Below are 14,046 nucleotides of genomic sequence, written 5' to 3'. Positions count from 1 at the left end.
CATGCCACCCGGTCCCGCAGCATCCGGAAATACAGACAACAAAAGGAAAATACATGAATCAGGACATGATACCCACGGGCGTAAACCTTGGTATTGATGGCCCGTCGCTGCTGGCTGACATTGCCGAAACCGCAGCCTTTGGCGGCACGGCAAAGGGTGGCATCTGCCGTCTGACCCTTGGCGCGGAAGACCGCCAGGTCCGCGACTGGCTGGGAACGCAGGCGGCTGCACTGGGCGGCGTGCTTACGGTTGATTCCATGGGCAACCAGTTCATCCACCTGTCTGGTTCCGATCCTGCCCTGCCCCCGCTGGTCATGGGCAGCCATCTTGATACGCAGCCGACCGGCGGAAAATATGATGGCATTTATGGTGTGCTGGCCGGCCTGTCGGCCCTGCGCGCGCTACAGCGCAGCGGCTACCGGATGCGGCACCCAGTCGAACTGGTCAACTGGACGAACGAGGAAGGGTCCCGTTTCGCGCCCGCCATGATGTCATCCGGCGTATTTACCGGCGCCTTCACTCAGGCACAGGCTTACGGAACGCAGGATGCACGGGGAACAACCTTCGGACAGGCACTGGAAGAAATCGGCTACAGGGGCGCTGAACCCTGTGGCCAGCACCCGGTCCGGGCCTATTTTGAACTGCATATCGAACAGGGACCTATCCTTGAAAAGGAAGGCATAACCATTGGCGCGGTCACCGGCGTGCAGGCCATACGCTGGTTTGACCTGCGGTTGAGTGGTCAGGAAGCGCATGCCGGCACGACACCACGCGCCATGCGTCGCGATGCGCTGCTTGCCGCAGCCCATGTCATGATCATGATCGACGAAATCGCGCAATCTTATGGTGCAGACACACGGGCGACCGTGGGTGTCATACAGGTGCAGCCCGGCAGTACCAATGTGGTGCCCGGCGAAGTCGAGATGTCGCTGGACCTGCGCCACCCCGATGATGACGTGCTTGCCGCCGTGGAAGAGCGCATACGCATGGAAGCCACACGACAGGCGGAACAGCAGGGCGTTACGCTGTCAATGAAACGGATCTGGGATTCCCCGGCCGTGCATTTTGATCCCGACTGCGTGGAAATGGTGCGCAGGGCCGCCAGCCTGATGGGGCAGAGCTGCCGTGACATCGTATCTGGCGCGGGCCATGACGCCGCCTATATGGGGCATATCTGTCCCACCGCCATGATCTTTATCCCCTGCCGCGACGGGCTGAGCCATAATGAAGCGGAACACGCGGAAGCAGGCGACATCGTGGCCGGGGCCAATGTGCTGCTGCACGCCATCATGGCGGCCGATGCACATTTTGACCCCGCATAAATCAGGTAACCTCATGCTTTCCCGCGGGTGGATTGCCCGGCAGTCAGACTCTGCCGCCATCAGCACGTGCTCAGACCGTCTCGAGCGACGGGCAGGAAACCGGCAGGATCCGGGGGAAAGTGGGACAGGCAAGCGACTGACCGGGCATGAGGTTATCCCCCTGACCGGCTTTGTTGCACAAATCGGGAATTGGACGCAGCAAGAAGGACGTGATTCGTGATGTCTCCTTTTATTACCTCTCCATTCATATCTGAAGCGCAATTCACTCAGTTTCAACGGGATGGAGCGCTTTGCCTGCGTAACGTGATACCGGCTGAAACACTACAATCACTTACAGAGGCGTTGCCACAAGCCATTGCCGCCGCTGGTCCGCATCATTTCAAGTTTGGGAACCCGGAAGAAAAAGGTGGTTTTTTCGGAGATGTTCTGGTGTGGCAGCGTGTTCCTGCTTTCCGTGATTTTGTTTGGACCGGTCCGTTATCACATGTTGCGGGTGCCTTGATGCATTCTCGTACCGTCACGTTTTATCATGATTTTCTGCTGATCAAGGAAGGTGGCACTTCGAAACGAACGCCATGGCATCAGGATCAATCTTACTGGTGTGTGGATGGTTCCCAGGCGCTTACGGTATGGATGCCGTTGGATGAGATTCCGCTTGAAACGTCTCTGGAATTTGTGCGTGGGTCACATCTTTGGAACACACTTTATGAAGCCGTGCCTTTTGACAGCGCCAGTCGCTTCAATGGTAGTCGCGATAACCGTCCTCCAGTTCCGGATATTGATGCGGCACGGGCAGATCATGAGATTCTGAAATGGGCTTTGAAACCCGGTGACTGTCTTGTGTTCCACTGCCGTACGCTGCACGCTGCACCGGGCAATATCAATCCCAATCGATCGCGCCGTGTGCTGTCCACTTGCTGGGCAGGCGATGATGCGCGTTACATGGAAATCAAGAGCGATCTTGCGCCGCCTGTCAAAGGTGACAATCTGGTTGTAGGACAGCCGCTTACCTGTGCCACTTTCCCGCAGATCCTTCCGGTGCCCACCACGGCTTGAGGTGTTGTGTTGTTACCCCGCTGCGGTGGGGGATATGCTACGTCGTGTCGTCAGTTAAGCAGGATGATGATTGAAACGAACTGAACGGCTGCGAGGAAGGTCGATTTCAATGTGTCGTAGCGGGTTGCAATGGCGCGGCACTGTTTGAGTTTATTGAAGAACCGTTCGATGAGGTTTTCGTTTCCTGTAAAGAGCGAAGTCTGTGTCCCGTTGTGTCGTTCTGTTGCGTCTGGATGGAATGACCGGGGTAATCCCGCGCTCTGTCAAATGGTCGATCAGCCTGTTCGCGTCATACGCCCTGTCGGCAAAGAAGGCGTCCGGGTCGATGTTTTCCATGAGCGGTTCCGCCTGGGTGATATCAGCATCCTGCCCCGGTGTGAGGGCGAGTTCCACCGGATTACCGAGCGCATCGCAGATGGGATGGATCTTCGTCGTCAGTCCACCTCGTGATTGTCCGATGGCCTGATCCGCACCCCCTTTTTCAGGGCTCCGGCACTGTGCTGATGTGCCCGGACAATCGTGCTGTCGATCATCATGTATTCGTTGTCGTGATCTGCCGCCAGATAACGAAAGATCCTTTCAATCACACCACTTTCGCGCCAGCGGCGCAGACGGCGATGTTTGTTTTTCCAGTCGCCAAAGCGGGCAGGAAGGTCACGCCAGGGGATGCCTGCACGATAGCGATACAGCACGGCCTCCACAAACAGACGATTGTCCGCAGCCGTGCCGCCGACATGACCTTCACGACCGGGAAGAAGAGCCTTTATCCGCTCCCACTGATCATCGCGTAAACCGTAGCACCACATCTGTCTGTCTCCCCCCCCAAAAAAAAACGGGAAAACAGTCAGCACACGCAGACACAAAGTACAACTCTCAGCCGTCAAGAGCAGCGGTTAACTGACGACACGCCGTAGAACCCCCAGGCTCTCTTGACTGTCGTTGTATCGCTCGACGGACTGCCGCTGTCGTGCGGGCGCTTCCGTGTAAAATCTGTCCCATAGCGCATCCCTCCACCCCTGACCGGATAATGCGCCAGCAAAACACGGGACTAAATACTTAGAGCAATTCCACTGAACTCTGGCCAAGTGGAATTGCTCTAATTCATTGTTTATCGAGCATATTCACCAGTTCGAATGTGTTCATTCAAACTGGATATGCTCTAAGGTCTGTGGGGATTCACAAAGAGCTTGAGATATGATTCAAGCTCTGGATGGAACGTTTTGTGCTGACGGACGCCCAATGGGCGCAGATTGAACCTCACTGTCTTGGCAAATTGACAGATCCAGGACGGAGTGGTCGAAACAACCGCCTTTTTATGGAAGCAGTGCTGTGGATTGTACGAACAGGTAGTCCCTGGCGTGACCTTCCTGCCGTATTTGGCAATTGGAGCACGGCCTTCCGTCGCTTCAGCGACTGGCGGAACACTGATGTCTTCAAAAGGATTTTCGATGCCCTGTCTGGCGATCCGGACATGGAGTATGTCATGGTCGATGCAACGATCGTGAAAGTTCACCGTCATGGTCAGGGCGCAAAAGGGGGACTCAGAGCCAGGCCATAGGGCGCTCGAAAGGCGGCATGACGACGAAGATTCTCGCGCTGACGGATGCTCTGGGCAATCTGGTGCGCTTTCGCCTGATGCCCGGCCAACGCTTTGACAGCGTGGACGTGCCACCGTTGATTGACGGTCTCGAATTCGACGCTTTCATCGCAGACAAGGCATTCGACAGCAACAGCATCATTGCCGATCTTGATGAAAGGGGCGCCACGGTTGTCATTTCCCAGCATCCGAGGCGCTCAAAGCCACTGCCGCTGGATCGCGAAATATACAAATGGCGTCATCTGATCGAGAACTTCTTCTGTAAACTCAAGGAATTTAAACGTATCGCGATGCGGGCCGACAAAACAGACAAAAGCTTCAGCGCCATGATCTATCTCGTCGCAGCTATCATTCATTCACGATGAATCCCCACAAACCTTAGTTCGGCTTCGCCATGCCATCCTGCGGAGCGGCCATCGCGTTGTCATGGCGCATGTTGTCGCGGGACATCGTGTTCTTCTTCATGCCGCCATGCTTCTTCATACCGTCGTGGGACATGCCGTTATGGGCCATCGCATTTGGAGCCATCGTGTCGTGCGTCATGCCATTCTTCGACATGCTGTCATGTGCCATCGAATTTGGCGCCATCTGGTTCGGGGCCATGGCATCGTGCGACATGGCGTCCTGTGCGTGAGCGACGCCACCCAGAGCGACGGCGGATGAGAAAGCGGCTGCAATGGCGATATTGCGAATGAACATGGTCATTTCCTGATCTGTTGATGATGTGGAGGGGGAAGCATTCCGCCTCTCTGTTCCATTCTTCGGTGAGGCGCGTCGTCGGGTTACAGGACGGCGCGTCTTTTTTTATGACCCGCCGAACCAGTCGTAGCCCTGATCCTCCCAGTAGCCGCCGGGAAAGCGATTGGTGACTTCGATGGACGCAAGATATTTCGGATTCTTGTAGCCCAGCTTTGTTGGAATCCTGACCTTCATCGGCGCGCCATAGGCAGGCGGAAGAGCATGATCTCCATAGTCCAGCGCCAGAATGGTCTGAGGATGCAGCGCGGTCGCCATGTCGATGCTGGTTGAATAATCGTCAAAGCAGCGAAAATTGACATATTTCGCACGAAGGTCCGCGCCGACCTTTTGCAGAAATATAGAAAGCGGCACGCCGGACCAGTCACCGATCGCACTCCATCCCTCGACACAGATATGGCGTGTAATTTGCCGCTTTTGCGGCAAGGCGCGGAACTGCGCCAGCGACCATGCGCGCTTGTCCGAGACCAGACCACCGACTTCCAGACGCCAGCCTGCGGGATCGACGGTGCGGATTTCGCTCTCATCGTAATAGGCGTTGAACGGGAAGGGCCGCGTAATCTGCGAAGCGTCGAACTCCCTTGCGAGACGCTGGCGACTGAACAGCAGGGCCTGCATCCAGTCGGTGAAACGCGACATTGCGCTGAGCGCGCGCTCCACGGAGGGCTCGTCGTCCAGCGCACAGCCGGACAGCATCGACAGTCCGCCGAGCGACAGGGCGCTTTTGAGCATCAGACGGCGCTCGACCCGTCGCAGTTCGGGAGCAATCGCCGAGCGATCGAGGCGGTTGCGATTCATCGGGCGGTCCCTTCCTGAACATCCGTTTTCGGCGACGCGCTCGCGCGGCGGCCAAACACCATGCCGAACAGGGTCGACGGCACGAGCAGGGCGAGCGCGATGTGAAGGGCGAGAAAGGCGACGATCAGCGTCATCATTGCGAAATGAATGCGGCGGGCAACATCGTAACCGCCGAACAGCCATGTCAGCCATCCAAGCTGCACCGGTTTCCAGATGGACAGTCCGCTTGCAACGGTCAGGAGAGCGACAGTCAGCACGCCGGTATAAAGCAGTCTCTGGACGGCGTTGTAATGACCGGCGGCATGCGACAGTCTGAAGCGCAGCGCGAGAGCCAGATCACGACCAACGGCGCGTGGGCCGGTGGGCCGCAGATCGCGGAGGAAATGCCCTGACAGCACGCCATACGCCAAGTAGACGATGCCGGCCGCCATCAGCACCCACATTGCCGCGAAATGCCAGGCGATCCCGCCGCCCAGCCAGCCACCCAATGTAGCCCAGGCCGGGAATTCGAAAGGCAGAATGGGCGAGGCGTTATAGATCTGCCAGCCACTGCCGATCAGGGCGAGCATCGCCAATGCGCCGATCCAGTGGGTGATGCGAATGACGGGCGATGGCGTGCGGCGCGATGAGGGCATGTCCGGTTTTTCCGATTGAATGATGGAACGGTGATGCGGATGCGTTCGTCAGTCAGGCGCGAAAGGTTACAGCGTCCGCCGTCTCCTGACGGAAATAAAAACTCTGCTTATCCGCGTAACCGGACAGGGAGTTTTCGCGAAGAACGCTGTGATAACCCAAAACAGAGGGGAACACGGCATGACATCCCGCCGCCAATTCTTTCTTGCCGCCGTTGCCATGGCCACTGCCATGCCAACGTTTGGCCGTGCACGGGCCGCCGGGCTTTATCCCGTCACGCACACTGACGCCGAATGGCACCGCCTGCTGACGCCCGCGCAATACGATGTGCTGCGCGAGGCAGGCACCGAAACGCCGTATTCGAGCCCATTGCTGACCGAGCATCGCCCCGGTCGCTTCGCCTGCGCCGGATGCGACACGGCAGCGTTCGACGCGCGCGCGAAGTTCGAAAGCGGCACCGGCTGGCCGAGTTTCGACAGCGCACTGCCGCACGCCGTGCAGGAACGGAGCGATGACAGCCTGGGCATGGAGCGCACGGAGGTGCGGTGCGCGACCTGCGGTAGTCATCTCGGCCACGTGTTCGATGACGGGCCTCAGCCAACGGGCCTGCGCTACTGCATGAACGGCGTGGCGCTTTCATTCCATACGGCCTGAAGGAGCTGAAATCATGACACGATCAGGATTTTTTGGCATTTCTCTGGTGGCGCTGGCTACCCTCGGTGTCGCCTGCCACACGGCGATGGGAGAGCCCGGCCCCCGTGTTCTTCCGGCACCCGTTCTGGCGGAACCGGCGCCCGCGACGCACCATGCAAGCGCCGTCTTCGCGGGTGGCTGCTTCTGGGGCGTGCAGAGCGTGTTCGAACATATCCGTGGCGTGACCGCGACCCGCGCGGGTTTCGACGGCGGTGCGCGCGACACGGCGGATTATGAGACCGTCAGCAGCGGCGATACGGGACACGCAGAGTCGGTTGAAGTCGACTTTGATCCGACGCAGGTCAGCTACGGCACGTTGATGCGCATCTTCTTTTCTGTTGCGCTCGACCCGACACAGGTGAACCGCCAGTTCCCGGATGACGGCACGCAATATCGCTCCGTGCTCTACACGCGGTCCACCGAACAGGCACGGCAAGCGCATGACTATATCGCGCAGCTCGACGCGGCGCATGTCTTCACGCGCCCCATCGCAACGCAGGTGATGTCAGATCGTGGATTCTACCCGGCCGAGGCAGATCACCAAAATTTCGCGGCCCGCTATCCGGATCATCCGTATATCGCTACATATGACGCACCACGGATCGAGGCGCTGCACGCGTTGTTCGCATCGTCCTGGCGCGCGCAGCCTGTGCTGACGCTGGCCGACGATGGCGGGAGCTGACTCTCGCAGTAACCAGGGATGGAGGGTTCGTGACGGAAGCGGATTGGAGCCGCTGGATGGCGGCGGCTCAGGCCGGCGATGCCGATGCCTATCGCCGCGTGCTCGTCGAGGCGCAGGCATGGCTGAGACGCTTCTTTCTCCGGCGCTTGCCGCCATCCATGGTTGACGATGCCGTGCAGGACACGCTGCTGGCCGTTCACGAGAAACGGCATACCTTCAATCCGTCCCAGAAGTTCGGTCCCTGGATCGCGGCGATCGCTCGATACAAGTGGATCGACCGGTTGCGGGCCGCCGGCCGGGCGAATGATGCGCCGCTCGACGACGACCTGCCGGTGCAGGATCATGAGGAGCAGGTGACGACGGCCTATGCGCTGGAACGCCTGCTCGGGCAGTTGAAGCCAGCGCAGGCGGAAGCCATCCGCCTCGTCAAGCTGCATGGATTGAGTATCGAGGAGGCGGCACGCCGCACGGGACAGTCCGCCACGCTGGTCAAGGTCAACATTCATCGCGGTCTGAACCGCATGAATGCTTTAGTAATGCGAGGTAGTGATGTCGACTGATCCCCTGATCGATCGGCTCGCGACCGGCCTGCGTCCCGTCAGACGGCGGACGCCGTGGCGGGACGCGACGATCCTGTTGGCGCTGGGCGTGATCGAGATAGTCCTCGTGCTGAAGCTGGGCCTGATGCGTCCGGACATGCCGCACGCCATGGGAATGCCGAGCTTCTGGTGGAAGGCCGCAAGCCTGGCCGTGATTGCCGCCGTCGGCGGGGCCACGGCGCTGCTGTCGCTCGATCCCACACGCTCACCGCGACGCGGTCTGCGCATCGTGGGCATGCTCGCCCTCGCGGCACTCGCGCTCGGCTGGCTGGTGGACGTATTTCAGGCGGGTCCCGCCGTGCTCTGGCAGCGGCTCGATCCGGCGCACGGCATCGTCTGCGCGCGGAAAATCGTGGAACTGTCCCTGCCGGCGGTGCTGGCGCTCGGCCTGTTCGCGCGGCGCGGCGCACCGGTGGATGCGCGCGGCACGGCCTGGGCAGCGGGAATCGCCGCCGCGGCCTTTGGCGCGCTGGCCTTCACGCTGGCCTGTCCGTTCGACGACCCGCTCTATGTCGCCGTCTGGTATTCGGCGGCCTGCGGCGTCGTGACACTCGTGACGCGTCTGATCCTGCCGCCGCTGACCCGCTGGTAGGGTGAACGCCGCCGTCCGGATCCGGACGGCGGCCGGGGACCGGTTTTCAGCGGGATCGGTCCACGGAACATCAGCTCTGGGCAAGCCGGTCCTGCGTTTTCGTCTCGAAGTCGGACGCGTCATGGCGTTCGTGCAGTTGGCTTGACGGCTCGCCCATCACACGGTTGACCATTCGACCACGCCGGACGGCCGGACGTTCGAGCAGCCGGTCCGCCCAGGCCCGGACATGCGGATAGTCCTGTACGTTCAGGAACGTGGCGGCGTCGTTGTACATCCAGCCTTCCACGAGACCGCCATACCAGGGGAAGATCGCCATATCGGCGATCGTGTAGTCGTCTCCCGCGATGAACGGGCTCCTGGCGAGTTGACGGTCGAGCACGTCAAGCTGGCGCTTGGCCTCCATGGTGAAGCGGTTGATCGCGTATTCTATTTTTTCCGGCGCATAGGCATAGAAGTGCCCGAAGCCGCCACCGATGTAGGGACCGCTGCCGACCTGCCAGAACAGCCAGTTGAGACATTCCGTTCGACCCGCAATATCCTTTGGCAGGAACGCATCGAATTTCTCGGCAAGATACAGCAGGATGGAGCCGGATTCGAATACGTTCAGCGGCCTGTCCAGACTATGATCCACCAGCGCCGGGATCTTGGAATTCGGGTTCACGTCGGTAAAACCGGAACCGAATTGATCGCCCTCCCCGATCTTGATCAGCCACGCATCATACTCGGCGCCCGCATGACCCGCCGCCAGCAGCTCTTCCAGCATGATCGTGACCTTCACGCCATTCGGCGTTCCCAGCGAATAGAGCTGAAGCGGATGGCGGCCGACAGGAAGCGCCTTCTCATGCGTGGGGCCTGCGACCGGGCGGTTGATGCTGGCGAATGCGCCACCGTTCTGGGCGTTCCATGCCCAGACCGGCGGCGGGGTATAGGTGTTCGATGAAGACATGTAACGGACCTTTCGCGATTATGCCGGGAAGTTCGAGGGATAGAGCGTGCGCAACGCTTGCACATCCATCTCGGTCTTGAAAGTGTGGGTGGTCAATGACGGCGCGGACATCCTTTCGATGTGTTGGCCGGGATGCTGGTGGTGAGGAAAATGACGACTGTTGTGGAGACGAGCGGTGCGCGGCCGGAGTTTCATGCAGCCGTCGAGGTCGTTCTCGCAGGACGGGCGGGGATCCGTCAGAGACCGGATCGAGTATCAGCGGCGCCTCAGGCTTTTCCGATCGAGGCTCCGCCGTCGATATGCAGGGTCTGCCTCGTCATGAACGATGCGTCTTCCGGCAGAACAAACGCAACCGCCGTCGCCACATCTTCCGGTCTTCCGAACCGCTTCATGGGGACGCCCGATAGATAGCGTTTTTCACCATTGCTGCCGGGCATGTTGTTGGCGCGAAACAATTCGGTCTCTGCTGGGCCAGGAGCGACGATGTTGACCGTAATCCCGGTCGTGGCAAGTTCGAGAGCCCACCCCCGCGAAAAGCTGATCAGTGCCGATTTCGCTGCGGCATAGGCGGTCCGTTGCACGGCCAAAGGGCTGTCAGACTGCCTTGCCGGCTTCGAAGACATCGAGTTTTGCCTGAAGTGATATGGCCGTTTCCTTTGTGGCTCATCGTGACATGCTTGAGATAGAGCGATGCGCTTCGTAGGGGATGACGGCTCGGACGACTATCGGTCATTCCGGGCCGGAATGGAGTTTCAGCCGACGGATTCAAGCGCCGGATAACCGGTGTAGCCATGCGCGCCGCCACCGTAAAAGGTCGAGCGGTCATAGGGGTTCAATGGCAGGTCCCAGCCGCAGCTTGGCACCCTGTGGGTCAGGCTGCTCCGTTGGCCGGTATATTACCGGATGCGAAACGGTGATTGTGAATGCGATCGAGCCATCCACCCTGATCGTCTGCGATTCTGACTGAAATAGGCGAGCATGAAGGCGGGGCCTGTCGGTTGAGGGCAACTGCGAGCAGGCCAGGCAGCCCATGATTTTATGTAGTCTACCTGAGCAGTCAGACTTTACAGTTTAGCTGTATAAATGTATCGTGACGGAATGACTAATCCCCTGAATGAACCACCTCTTCATGAGGCGTCGGCCCTGGCGCAGGATCTGCGCGCTCTTCTGAGCAAACTGAAACGGCGTCTGCGGGAACAGGCTCATGTCGGAGAACTGACACCTTCCCAGACCTCGGTGCTGCTGCACCTGGAATCGCATGGCCCCGCAACGACATCGCATCTCGCCCGCTCGCAGGGTATCCGCCCGCAATCGATGGCGCCGATCATCGCGGCGCTGACGGATGCCGGTTTTATCCGCAGCCAGCCCGACCCTTCGGACGGACGCCAGACCCTTTTATCGCTGACGGACACCTGCCGCAGACAAATCCTTGAAGGGCGCGCCGCACGACAGGACTGGCTGACACGCGCGCTGCAGTCATGTTTTTCGGTGCAGGAACAGGCCGAACTCACACGCTCCGTCACGCTTCTGAGGCGGCTCGTCGACGAATGATGACACGCGGCAGAGCCGCCGCTCAATTCGATCCCGATAGTTATTTTGGAGAAGAGCGCCCCATGACGCTGACAACACTGGACCCCCGAACTGCCCTGGTCGTCGTCGATTTACAGAAAGGCATCGTCGGTTTGCCGCTCGCGCATCCGATCGAACCGGTAATCGGGCATGTCCGGACCCTGGCCGATGCGTTTCGCGCCCGCGCCCTGCCGGTCGTTCTCGTTAATGTCGCGGGCGCTGCTCCCGGCCGGACGGAACAACGACGTCCGGCCAGCCCGCGTCCGGAAGGATGGACAGACCTCGTGCCGGAACTCGATCAGCAGCCTGACGACATTGTCGTTACGAAACGGACATGGGGGGCCTTTGCCAGCACCGACCTGGAATCGCAGTTGAGGGCGCGCGGCGTGACCCAGGTGGTGATCGCGGGTGTGGCGACAGGCACCGGCGTCGAGGCCACCGCGCGTCAGGCCTATGAGTCCGGCTTCAACGTCACCCTCGCCATCGACGCCATGACGGACGGTCGCGTCGAAGCACATGATTACAGCATCAGGTCTATTTTCCCCCGGCTTGGCGAGACAGGTACAAGCGCGGATATCATGGCCCTGTTGCCGGCCATAGAGGGCTCCTGACATGCTATGGCTCGATCTGGTGGCCTGGTTCTTCGGGGGCGCTTGCCTGGCCAATGCGGTGCCTCACGTCGTCAGCGGCATGATGGGCCGACCTTTCCAAAGTCCGTTCGCCAGGCCACCGGGGAAAGGGCTTTCCTCATCGACCGTCAACGTGGTCTGGGGGAGCGCCAACATCGTCATTGGCTACGGACTGATTTGGCATGTGGGTGCATTTACGTTTGCGGAAGTGAGCGACGCCGCCGCGCTCGGTGCCGGAGCTTTGCTGATTGCCCTGTTTTCCGCCCGGCACTTCGGACGTTTCCACGGCGGCACTATGTCGGAACGCCAGTGAGGGCGCCGGCCTCCGGTTTTTTCCGTTCGCTGAGCAATGTCAATTACCGGATCTGGGCTGGTGGCGCGTTCGTATCCAATATCGGCACCTGGGTACAGCGGACGGCCCAGGACTGGTTGGTGCTGACCCGGTTGACGCATCATGACGCCTCCGCCGTCGGGCTGGTCATGGCGTTACAGTTCGGACCACAGATGCTCCTGCTGCCCTGGACGGGGTTCGCCGCCGACCATTTCAACCAGCGCAAGCTCCTGATGGTCACGCAGGCGACGATGGGTATCCTGGCGCTGGGGCTGGGAATACTGACGGTGTTCGGCCTGGTACAGCTCTGGCATGTCTATGTCTTCGCCTTCTTGTTCGGCAGCGCCGCCGCTTTCGACGCGCCGGTACGACAGACTTTCGTGGCCGAACTCGTGGGCGACGATGATCTGCATAACGCGGTGGCGCTCAACTCCACCTCGTTCAATGCCGCGCGCATGATCGGCCCGGCCATTGCGGGGATCGTGATCGCCGCCATCGGCACGGGCTGGGCGTTCCTGATCAATGGCGTTTCGTTCGTCGGTGTGCTGCTGTCCCTCAGCGCGCTGCGCGTCGGTAATCTTCAGCCGAATATCCGTGCGCATCGGACCAAAGGAAGTTTCACCGAAGGGTTCCGCTATGCCTGGGGCCGTGGCGATCTGAGGGCGATTCTAATCATGCTCTGTCTGATCGGCACGTTCGGGCTGAATTTTCCGATCTTCATCTCGACCATGGCCGTCGGTGTCTTCCACACGAATGCTCAGGGCTACGGCCTGTTATCCTCCATCATGGCGATCGGCACGATGGCGGGCGCGTTCCTCGGTGCCGGCCGAAAGGAGCCCCGCTTTGATCTGCTGCTGACCGGCGCGGCCGTGTTCGGCGTCGGCTGCGCGCTGGCGGCCATCGCGCCCGACTATTGGCTCTTCACCGCGGCTCTCGTCGTGATTGGCGTGGCGGCGTTGACCTTCACCAATACGACGAACAGCCTGATGCAGCTTTCGACAGCGCCTGAGATGCGCGGGCGCGTGATGGCGCTGCGCGTGGGCGTGGCCCTCGGTGGCACACCGATTGGGGCACCGATCGTCGGTTGGGTTGCCGACACGTTCGGTCCACGCTGGGCGCTCGGCGTCGCCGCGGTCGCCGGTCTGACCGCAGCGGCAGTGGCTTTTGTTGCGATCCCCCGCCATGAACCAGACGCTCCGCCCTGAAGCTTTTGGGGCCGCGATCCCACCTTGCGTACCTTCTGGGAAGCCGGTCTTCATGCCTTCGAAAGCAACCCGAAGGTGAAGCAACATCAAGCGCGCCTTACGCTGGCGTATCACACTGTCACCGCCCCTCACCGTGAGGATGTCGGTTACCAAGATGTTTCGCTCGAAAGCTGATAGTTCGTTCACCCAGTCATGGCGGTCGTCAATCCGGGGTGCTGGATGACCGGCCATTCGGTAATTTCACTCTCCGGTGAACTCGCGGTCATGATGCGGCGGTTGAACTACATCACCGATCAGGTGCTGGAGGAGCGGGAGGCCGGAACCTCACCGGGAAGTCAGGGATACCGTTCCGGCAAAGCGGTGAGGGTGATCCCGTTACCGGCACCTGCCGCCAGCGTTTCAACCTGGCGTCCGGTCGGTTCGCCATGATCGACGAAGGGCTGGGCTTCGAACTGGCGCCATGGTCGCCCTCGCTGGAAAAACAGTGGGGCGGGAGGTGTCGGGCATCATGTGTGGCGATGGAGGGATCGACTGATCACTCGCTCGGAAACGGGAGCCTGGATTGTGAGCAAATCCCCTGCCAATTCGTTGCTTGAAATCCGAATAACAATCGTTCGTCCCGCCAACACGACCAGTGA

Annotated in this window: 18 protein-coding genes and 1 pseudogene; 13 read left to right on the top strand and 6 right to left on the bottom strand. The window is 60.2% G+C overall.

Annotation, left to right across the window (positions count from 1 at the left end; genetic code table 11):
• Positions 1 to 53: 53 nt before the first annotated feature.
• Together A0U92_RS15450 and A0U92_RS15445 are read left to right on the top strand one after the other, a co-directional pair.
• Positions 54 to 1,322: a M20 family metallo-hydrolase gene (locus tag A0U92_RS15450; protein ID WP_077813906.1), complete on the top strand. Its 1,269-nt coding sequence runs from the start codon at positions 54 to 56 to the stop codon at positions 1,320 to 1,322.
• Positions 1,323 to 1,541: 219 nt separating this feature from the next.
• Positions 1,542 to 2,378 (top strand): phytanoyl-CoA dioxygenase family protein, encoded by an 837-nt coding sequence (locus tag A0U92_RS15445; RefSeq protein WP_077813905.1) that lies wholly within the window; start codon positions 1,542 to 1,544, stop codon positions 2,376 to 2,378.
• A 50-nt stretch (positions 2,379 to 2,428) separates the two neighbouring features.
• On the opposite strand, the pseudogene A0U92_RS15440 reads toward A0U92_RS15445, so the two are convergent.
• Positions 2,429 to 3,184: pseudogene (locus tag A0U92_RS15440) on the bottom strand (IS5 family transposase).
• Positions 3,185 to 3,588: 404 nt separating this feature from the next.
• Here A0U92_RS15440 and A0U92_RS15435 point away from each other — a divergent pair.
• A protein-coding gene (locus A0U92_RS15435) for an IS5 family transposase (RefSeq protein ID WP_149026388.1) occupies positions 3,589 to 4,340 on the top strand; the annotation gives its coding sequence in 2 pieces (ribosomal slippage) (positions 3,589 to 3,919 and positions 3,919 to 4,340; 753 coding nt in all).
• A gap of 13 nt (positions 4,341 to 4,353) precedes the next feature.
• Here A0U92_RS15435 and A0U92_RS15430 read toward each other — a convergent pair.
• The 3 genes from A0U92_RS15430 to A0U92_RS15420 all read right to left on the bottom strand — a co-directional run bounded on the left by A0U92_RS15430 (position 4,354) and on the right by A0U92_RS15420 (position 6,164).
• The gene (locus A0U92_RS15430) at positions 4,354 to 4,674 is read right to left on the bottom strand and encodes a pentapeptide MXKDX repeat protein (protein WP_077814506.1); all 321 of its coding nucleotides are present in this window, start codon (positions 4,672 to 4,674) and stop codon (positions 4,354 to 4,356) included.
• 105 nt (positions 4,675 to 4,779) lie between these two features.
• Positions 4,780 to 5,529 carry a molybdopterin-dependent oxidoreductase gene (locus A0U92_RS15425; RefSeq protein ID WP_077813904.1) on the bottom strand — a complete coding sequence of 250 codons (750 nt, stop codon included), beginning with the start codon at positions 5,527 to 5,529 and terminating at the stop codon, positions 4,780 to 4,782.
• Complete coding sequence (locus A0U92_RS15420; protein WP_077813903.1) at positions 5,526 to 6,164, bottom strand: cytochrome b/b6 domain-containing protein; 639 nt, start codon at positions 6,162 to 6,164, stop codon at positions 5,526 to 5,528. The genes A0U92_RS15425 and A0U92_RS15420 overlap by 4 nt, the downstream gene beginning before the upstream one ends.
• Before the next feature lie 178 nt (positions 6,165 to 6,342).
• Here A0U92_RS15420 and msrB point away from each other — a divergent pair, with 178 nt between their 5' ends.
• From msrB to A0U92_RS15400, 4 genes are read left to right on the top strand one after another with little or no spacing between them, the layout of a single operon-like run.
• Positions 6,343 to 6,816 carry a peptide-methionine (R)-S-oxide reductase MsrB gene (gene msrB / locus A0U92_RS15415; protein ID WP_077813902.1) on the top strand — a complete coding sequence of 158 codons (474 nt, stop codon included), beginning with the start codon at positions 6,343 to 6,345 and terminating at the stop codon, positions 6,814 to 6,816.
• 13 nt (positions 6,817 to 6,829) lie between these two features.
• Positions 6,830 to 7,537, top strand: a complete 708-nt coding sequence (gene msrA / locus A0U92_RS15410) for a peptide-methionine (S)-S-oxide reductase MsrA (RefSeq protein WP_077813901.1) — start codon at positions 6,830 to 6,832, stop codon at positions 7,535 to 7,537.
• 29 nt (positions 7,538 to 7,566) lie between these two features.
• Positions 7,567 to 8,097, top strand: coding sequence for a sigma-70 family RNA polymerase sigma factor (locus tag A0U92_RS15405; RefSeq protein ID WP_077813900.1), 531 nt, complete (start codon positions 7,567 to 7,569; stop codon positions 8,095 to 8,097).
• Positions 8,087 to 8,728 carry an NrsF family protein gene (locus A0U92_RS15400; protein WP_077813899.1) on the top strand — a complete coding sequence of 214 codons (642 nt, stop codon included), beginning with the start codon at positions 8,087 to 8,089 and terminating at the stop codon, positions 8,726 to 8,728. The genes A0U92_RS15405 and A0U92_RS15400 overlap by 11 nt, the downstream gene beginning before the upstream one ends.
• 70 nt (positions 8,729 to 8,798) lie before the next feature.
• Here the strand turns inward: A0U92_RS15400 and yghU are convergent, their stop codons facing one another.
• Both yghU and A0U92_RS15390 read right to left on the bottom strand, forming a co-directional pair.
• Entirely contained in the window at positions 8,799 to 9,674 is an 876-nt protein-coding gene (yghU, locus tag A0U92_RS15395) for a glutathione-dependent disulfide-bond oxidoreductase (RefSeq protein ID WP_077813898.1), read from the bottom strand.
• Between the two features lie 266 nt (positions 9,675 to 9,940).
• Positions 9,941 to 10,297: an SDR family oxidoreductase gene (locus tag A0U92_RS15390; RefSeq protein ID WP_236748183.1), complete on the bottom strand. Its 357-nt coding sequence runs from the start codon at positions 10,295 to 10,297 to the stop codon at positions 9,941 to 9,943.
• A gap of 475 nt (positions 10,298 to 10,772) precedes the next feature.
• Here A0U92_RS15390 and A0U92_RS15385 point away from each other — a divergent pair, with 475 nt between their 5' ends.
• The 6 genes from A0U92_RS15385 (at position 10,773) to A0U92_RS18540 (ending at position 14,004) form a co-directional block, all read left to right on the top strand.
• The gene (locus tag A0U92_RS15385; protein ID WP_077814505.1) at positions 10,773 to 11,225 is read left to right on the top strand and encodes a MarR family winged helix-turn-helix transcriptional regulator; all 453 of its coding nucleotides are present in this window, start codon (positions 10,773 to 10,775) and stop codon (positions 11,223 to 11,225) included.
• On the top strand, positions 11,222 to 11,854 hold the full coding sequence (locus A0U92_RS15380) for an isochorismatase family protein (RefSeq protein ID WP_236748182.1): 633 nt from the start codon (positions 11,222 to 11,224) through the stop codon (positions 11,852 to 11,854). Before A0U92_RS15385 ends, A0U92_RS15380 begins: the two co-directional genes overlap by 4 nt.
• Before the next feature lies 1 nt (position 11,855).
• Entirely contained in the window at positions 11,856 to 12,185 is a 330-nt protein-coding gene (locus A0U92_RS15375; RefSeq protein WP_077813897.1) for a hypothetical protein, read from the top strand.
• Positions 12,182 to 13,408 carry an MFS transporter gene (locus tag A0U92_RS15370; protein ID WP_077813896.1) on the top strand — a complete coding sequence of 409 codons (1,227 nt, stop codon included), beginning with the start codon at positions 12,182 to 12,184 and terminating at the stop codon, positions 13,406 to 13,408. The genes A0U92_RS15375 and A0U92_RS15370 overlap by 4 nt, the downstream gene beginning before the upstream one ends.
• Positions 13,409 to 13,627: 219 nt before the next feature.
• Positions 13,628 to 13,837 carry a hypothetical protein gene (locus A0U92_RS18680; RefSeq protein WP_236748181.1) on the top strand — a complete coding sequence of 70 codons (210 nt, stop codon included), beginning with the start codon at positions 13,628 to 13,630 and terminating at the stop codon, positions 13,835 to 13,837.
• A complete protein-coding gene (locus A0U92_RS18540; protein WP_236748382.1) occupies positions 13,750 to 14,004 on the top strand; it encodes a DUF3363 domain-containing protein in 255 nt (84 codons plus the stop codon). Before A0U92_RS18680 ends, A0U92_RS18540 begins: the two co-directional genes overlap by 88 nt.
• The last annotated feature ends 42 nt before the right edge of the window (positions 14,005 to 14,046 follow it).

The organism is Acetobacter aceti (assembly GCF_002005445.1).
GTDB classification, from domain to species: domain Bacteria; phylum Pseudomonadota; class Alphaproteobacteria; order Acetobacterales; family Acetobacteraceae; genus Acetobacter; species Acetobacter aceti_B.
The sequence above is the reverse complement of the archived record's forward strand: the minus strand, read 5'-3'. Positions and strand labels throughout refer to the sequence as shown.

What these genes read in the sequence shown, in the direction of transcription:
- A0U92_RS15450 (WP_077813906.1), top strand. Translation starts at nt 54, where the DNA reads ATGAATCAGGACATGATACCCACGGGCGTAAACCTTGGTATTGATGGC.
- A0U92_RS15445 (WP_077813905.1), top strand. Translation starts at nt 1,542, where the DNA reads ATGTCTCCTTTTATTACCTCTCCATTCATATCTGAAGCGCAATTCACT.
- A0U92_RS15430 (WP_077814506.1), bottom strand. Translation starts at nt 4,674, where the DNA reads ATGTTCATTCGCAATATCGCCATTGCAGCCGCTTTCTCATCCGCCGTC.
- A0U92_RS15425 (WP_077813904.1), bottom strand. Translation starts at nt 5,529, where the DNA reads ATGAATCGCAACCGCCTCGATCGCTCGGCGATTGCTCCCGAACTGCGA.
- A0U92_RS15420 (WP_077813903.1), bottom strand. Translation starts at nt 6,164, where the DNA reads ATGCCCTCATCGCGCCGCACGCCATCGCCCGTCATTCGCATCACCCAC.
- msrB (WP_077813902.1), top strand. Translation starts at nt 6,343, where the DNA reads ATGACATCCCGCCGCCAATTCTTTCTTGCCGCCGTTGCCATGGCCACT.
- msrA (WP_077813901.1), top strand. Translation starts at nt 6,830, where the DNA reads ATGACACGATCAGGATTTTTTGGCATTTCTCTGGTGGCGCTGGCTACC.
- A0U92_RS15400 (WP_077813899.1), top strand. Translation starts at nt 8,087, where the DNA reads ATGTCGACTGATCCCCTGATCGATCGGCTCGCGACCGGCCTGCGTCCC.
- yghU (WP_077813898.1), bottom strand. Translation starts at nt 9,674, where the DNA reads ATGTCTTCATCGAACACCTATACCCCGCCGCCGGTCTGGGCATGGAAC.
- A0U92_RS15390 (WP_236748183.1), bottom strand. Translation starts at nt 10,297, where the DNA reads ATGTCTTCGAAGCCGGCAAGGCAGTCTGACAGCCCTTTGGCCGTGCAA.
- A0U92_RS15385 (WP_077814505.1), top strand. Translation starts at nt 10,773, where the DNA reads ATGACTAATCCCCTGAATGAACCACCTCTTCATGAGGCGTCGGCCCTG.
- A0U92_RS15380 (WP_236748182.1), top strand. Translation starts at nt 11,222, where the DNA reads ATGATGACACGCGGCAGAGCCGCCGCTCAATTCGATCCCGATAGTTAT.
- A0U92_RS15375 (WP_077813897.1), top strand. Translation starts at nt 11,856, where the DNA reads ATGCTATGGCTCGATCTGGTGGCCTGGTTCTTCGGGGGCGCTTGCCTG.
- A0U92_RS18680 (WP_236748181.1), top strand. Translation starts at nt 13,628, where the DNA reads ATGACCGGCCATTCGGTAATTTCACTCTCCGGTGAACTCGCGGTCATG.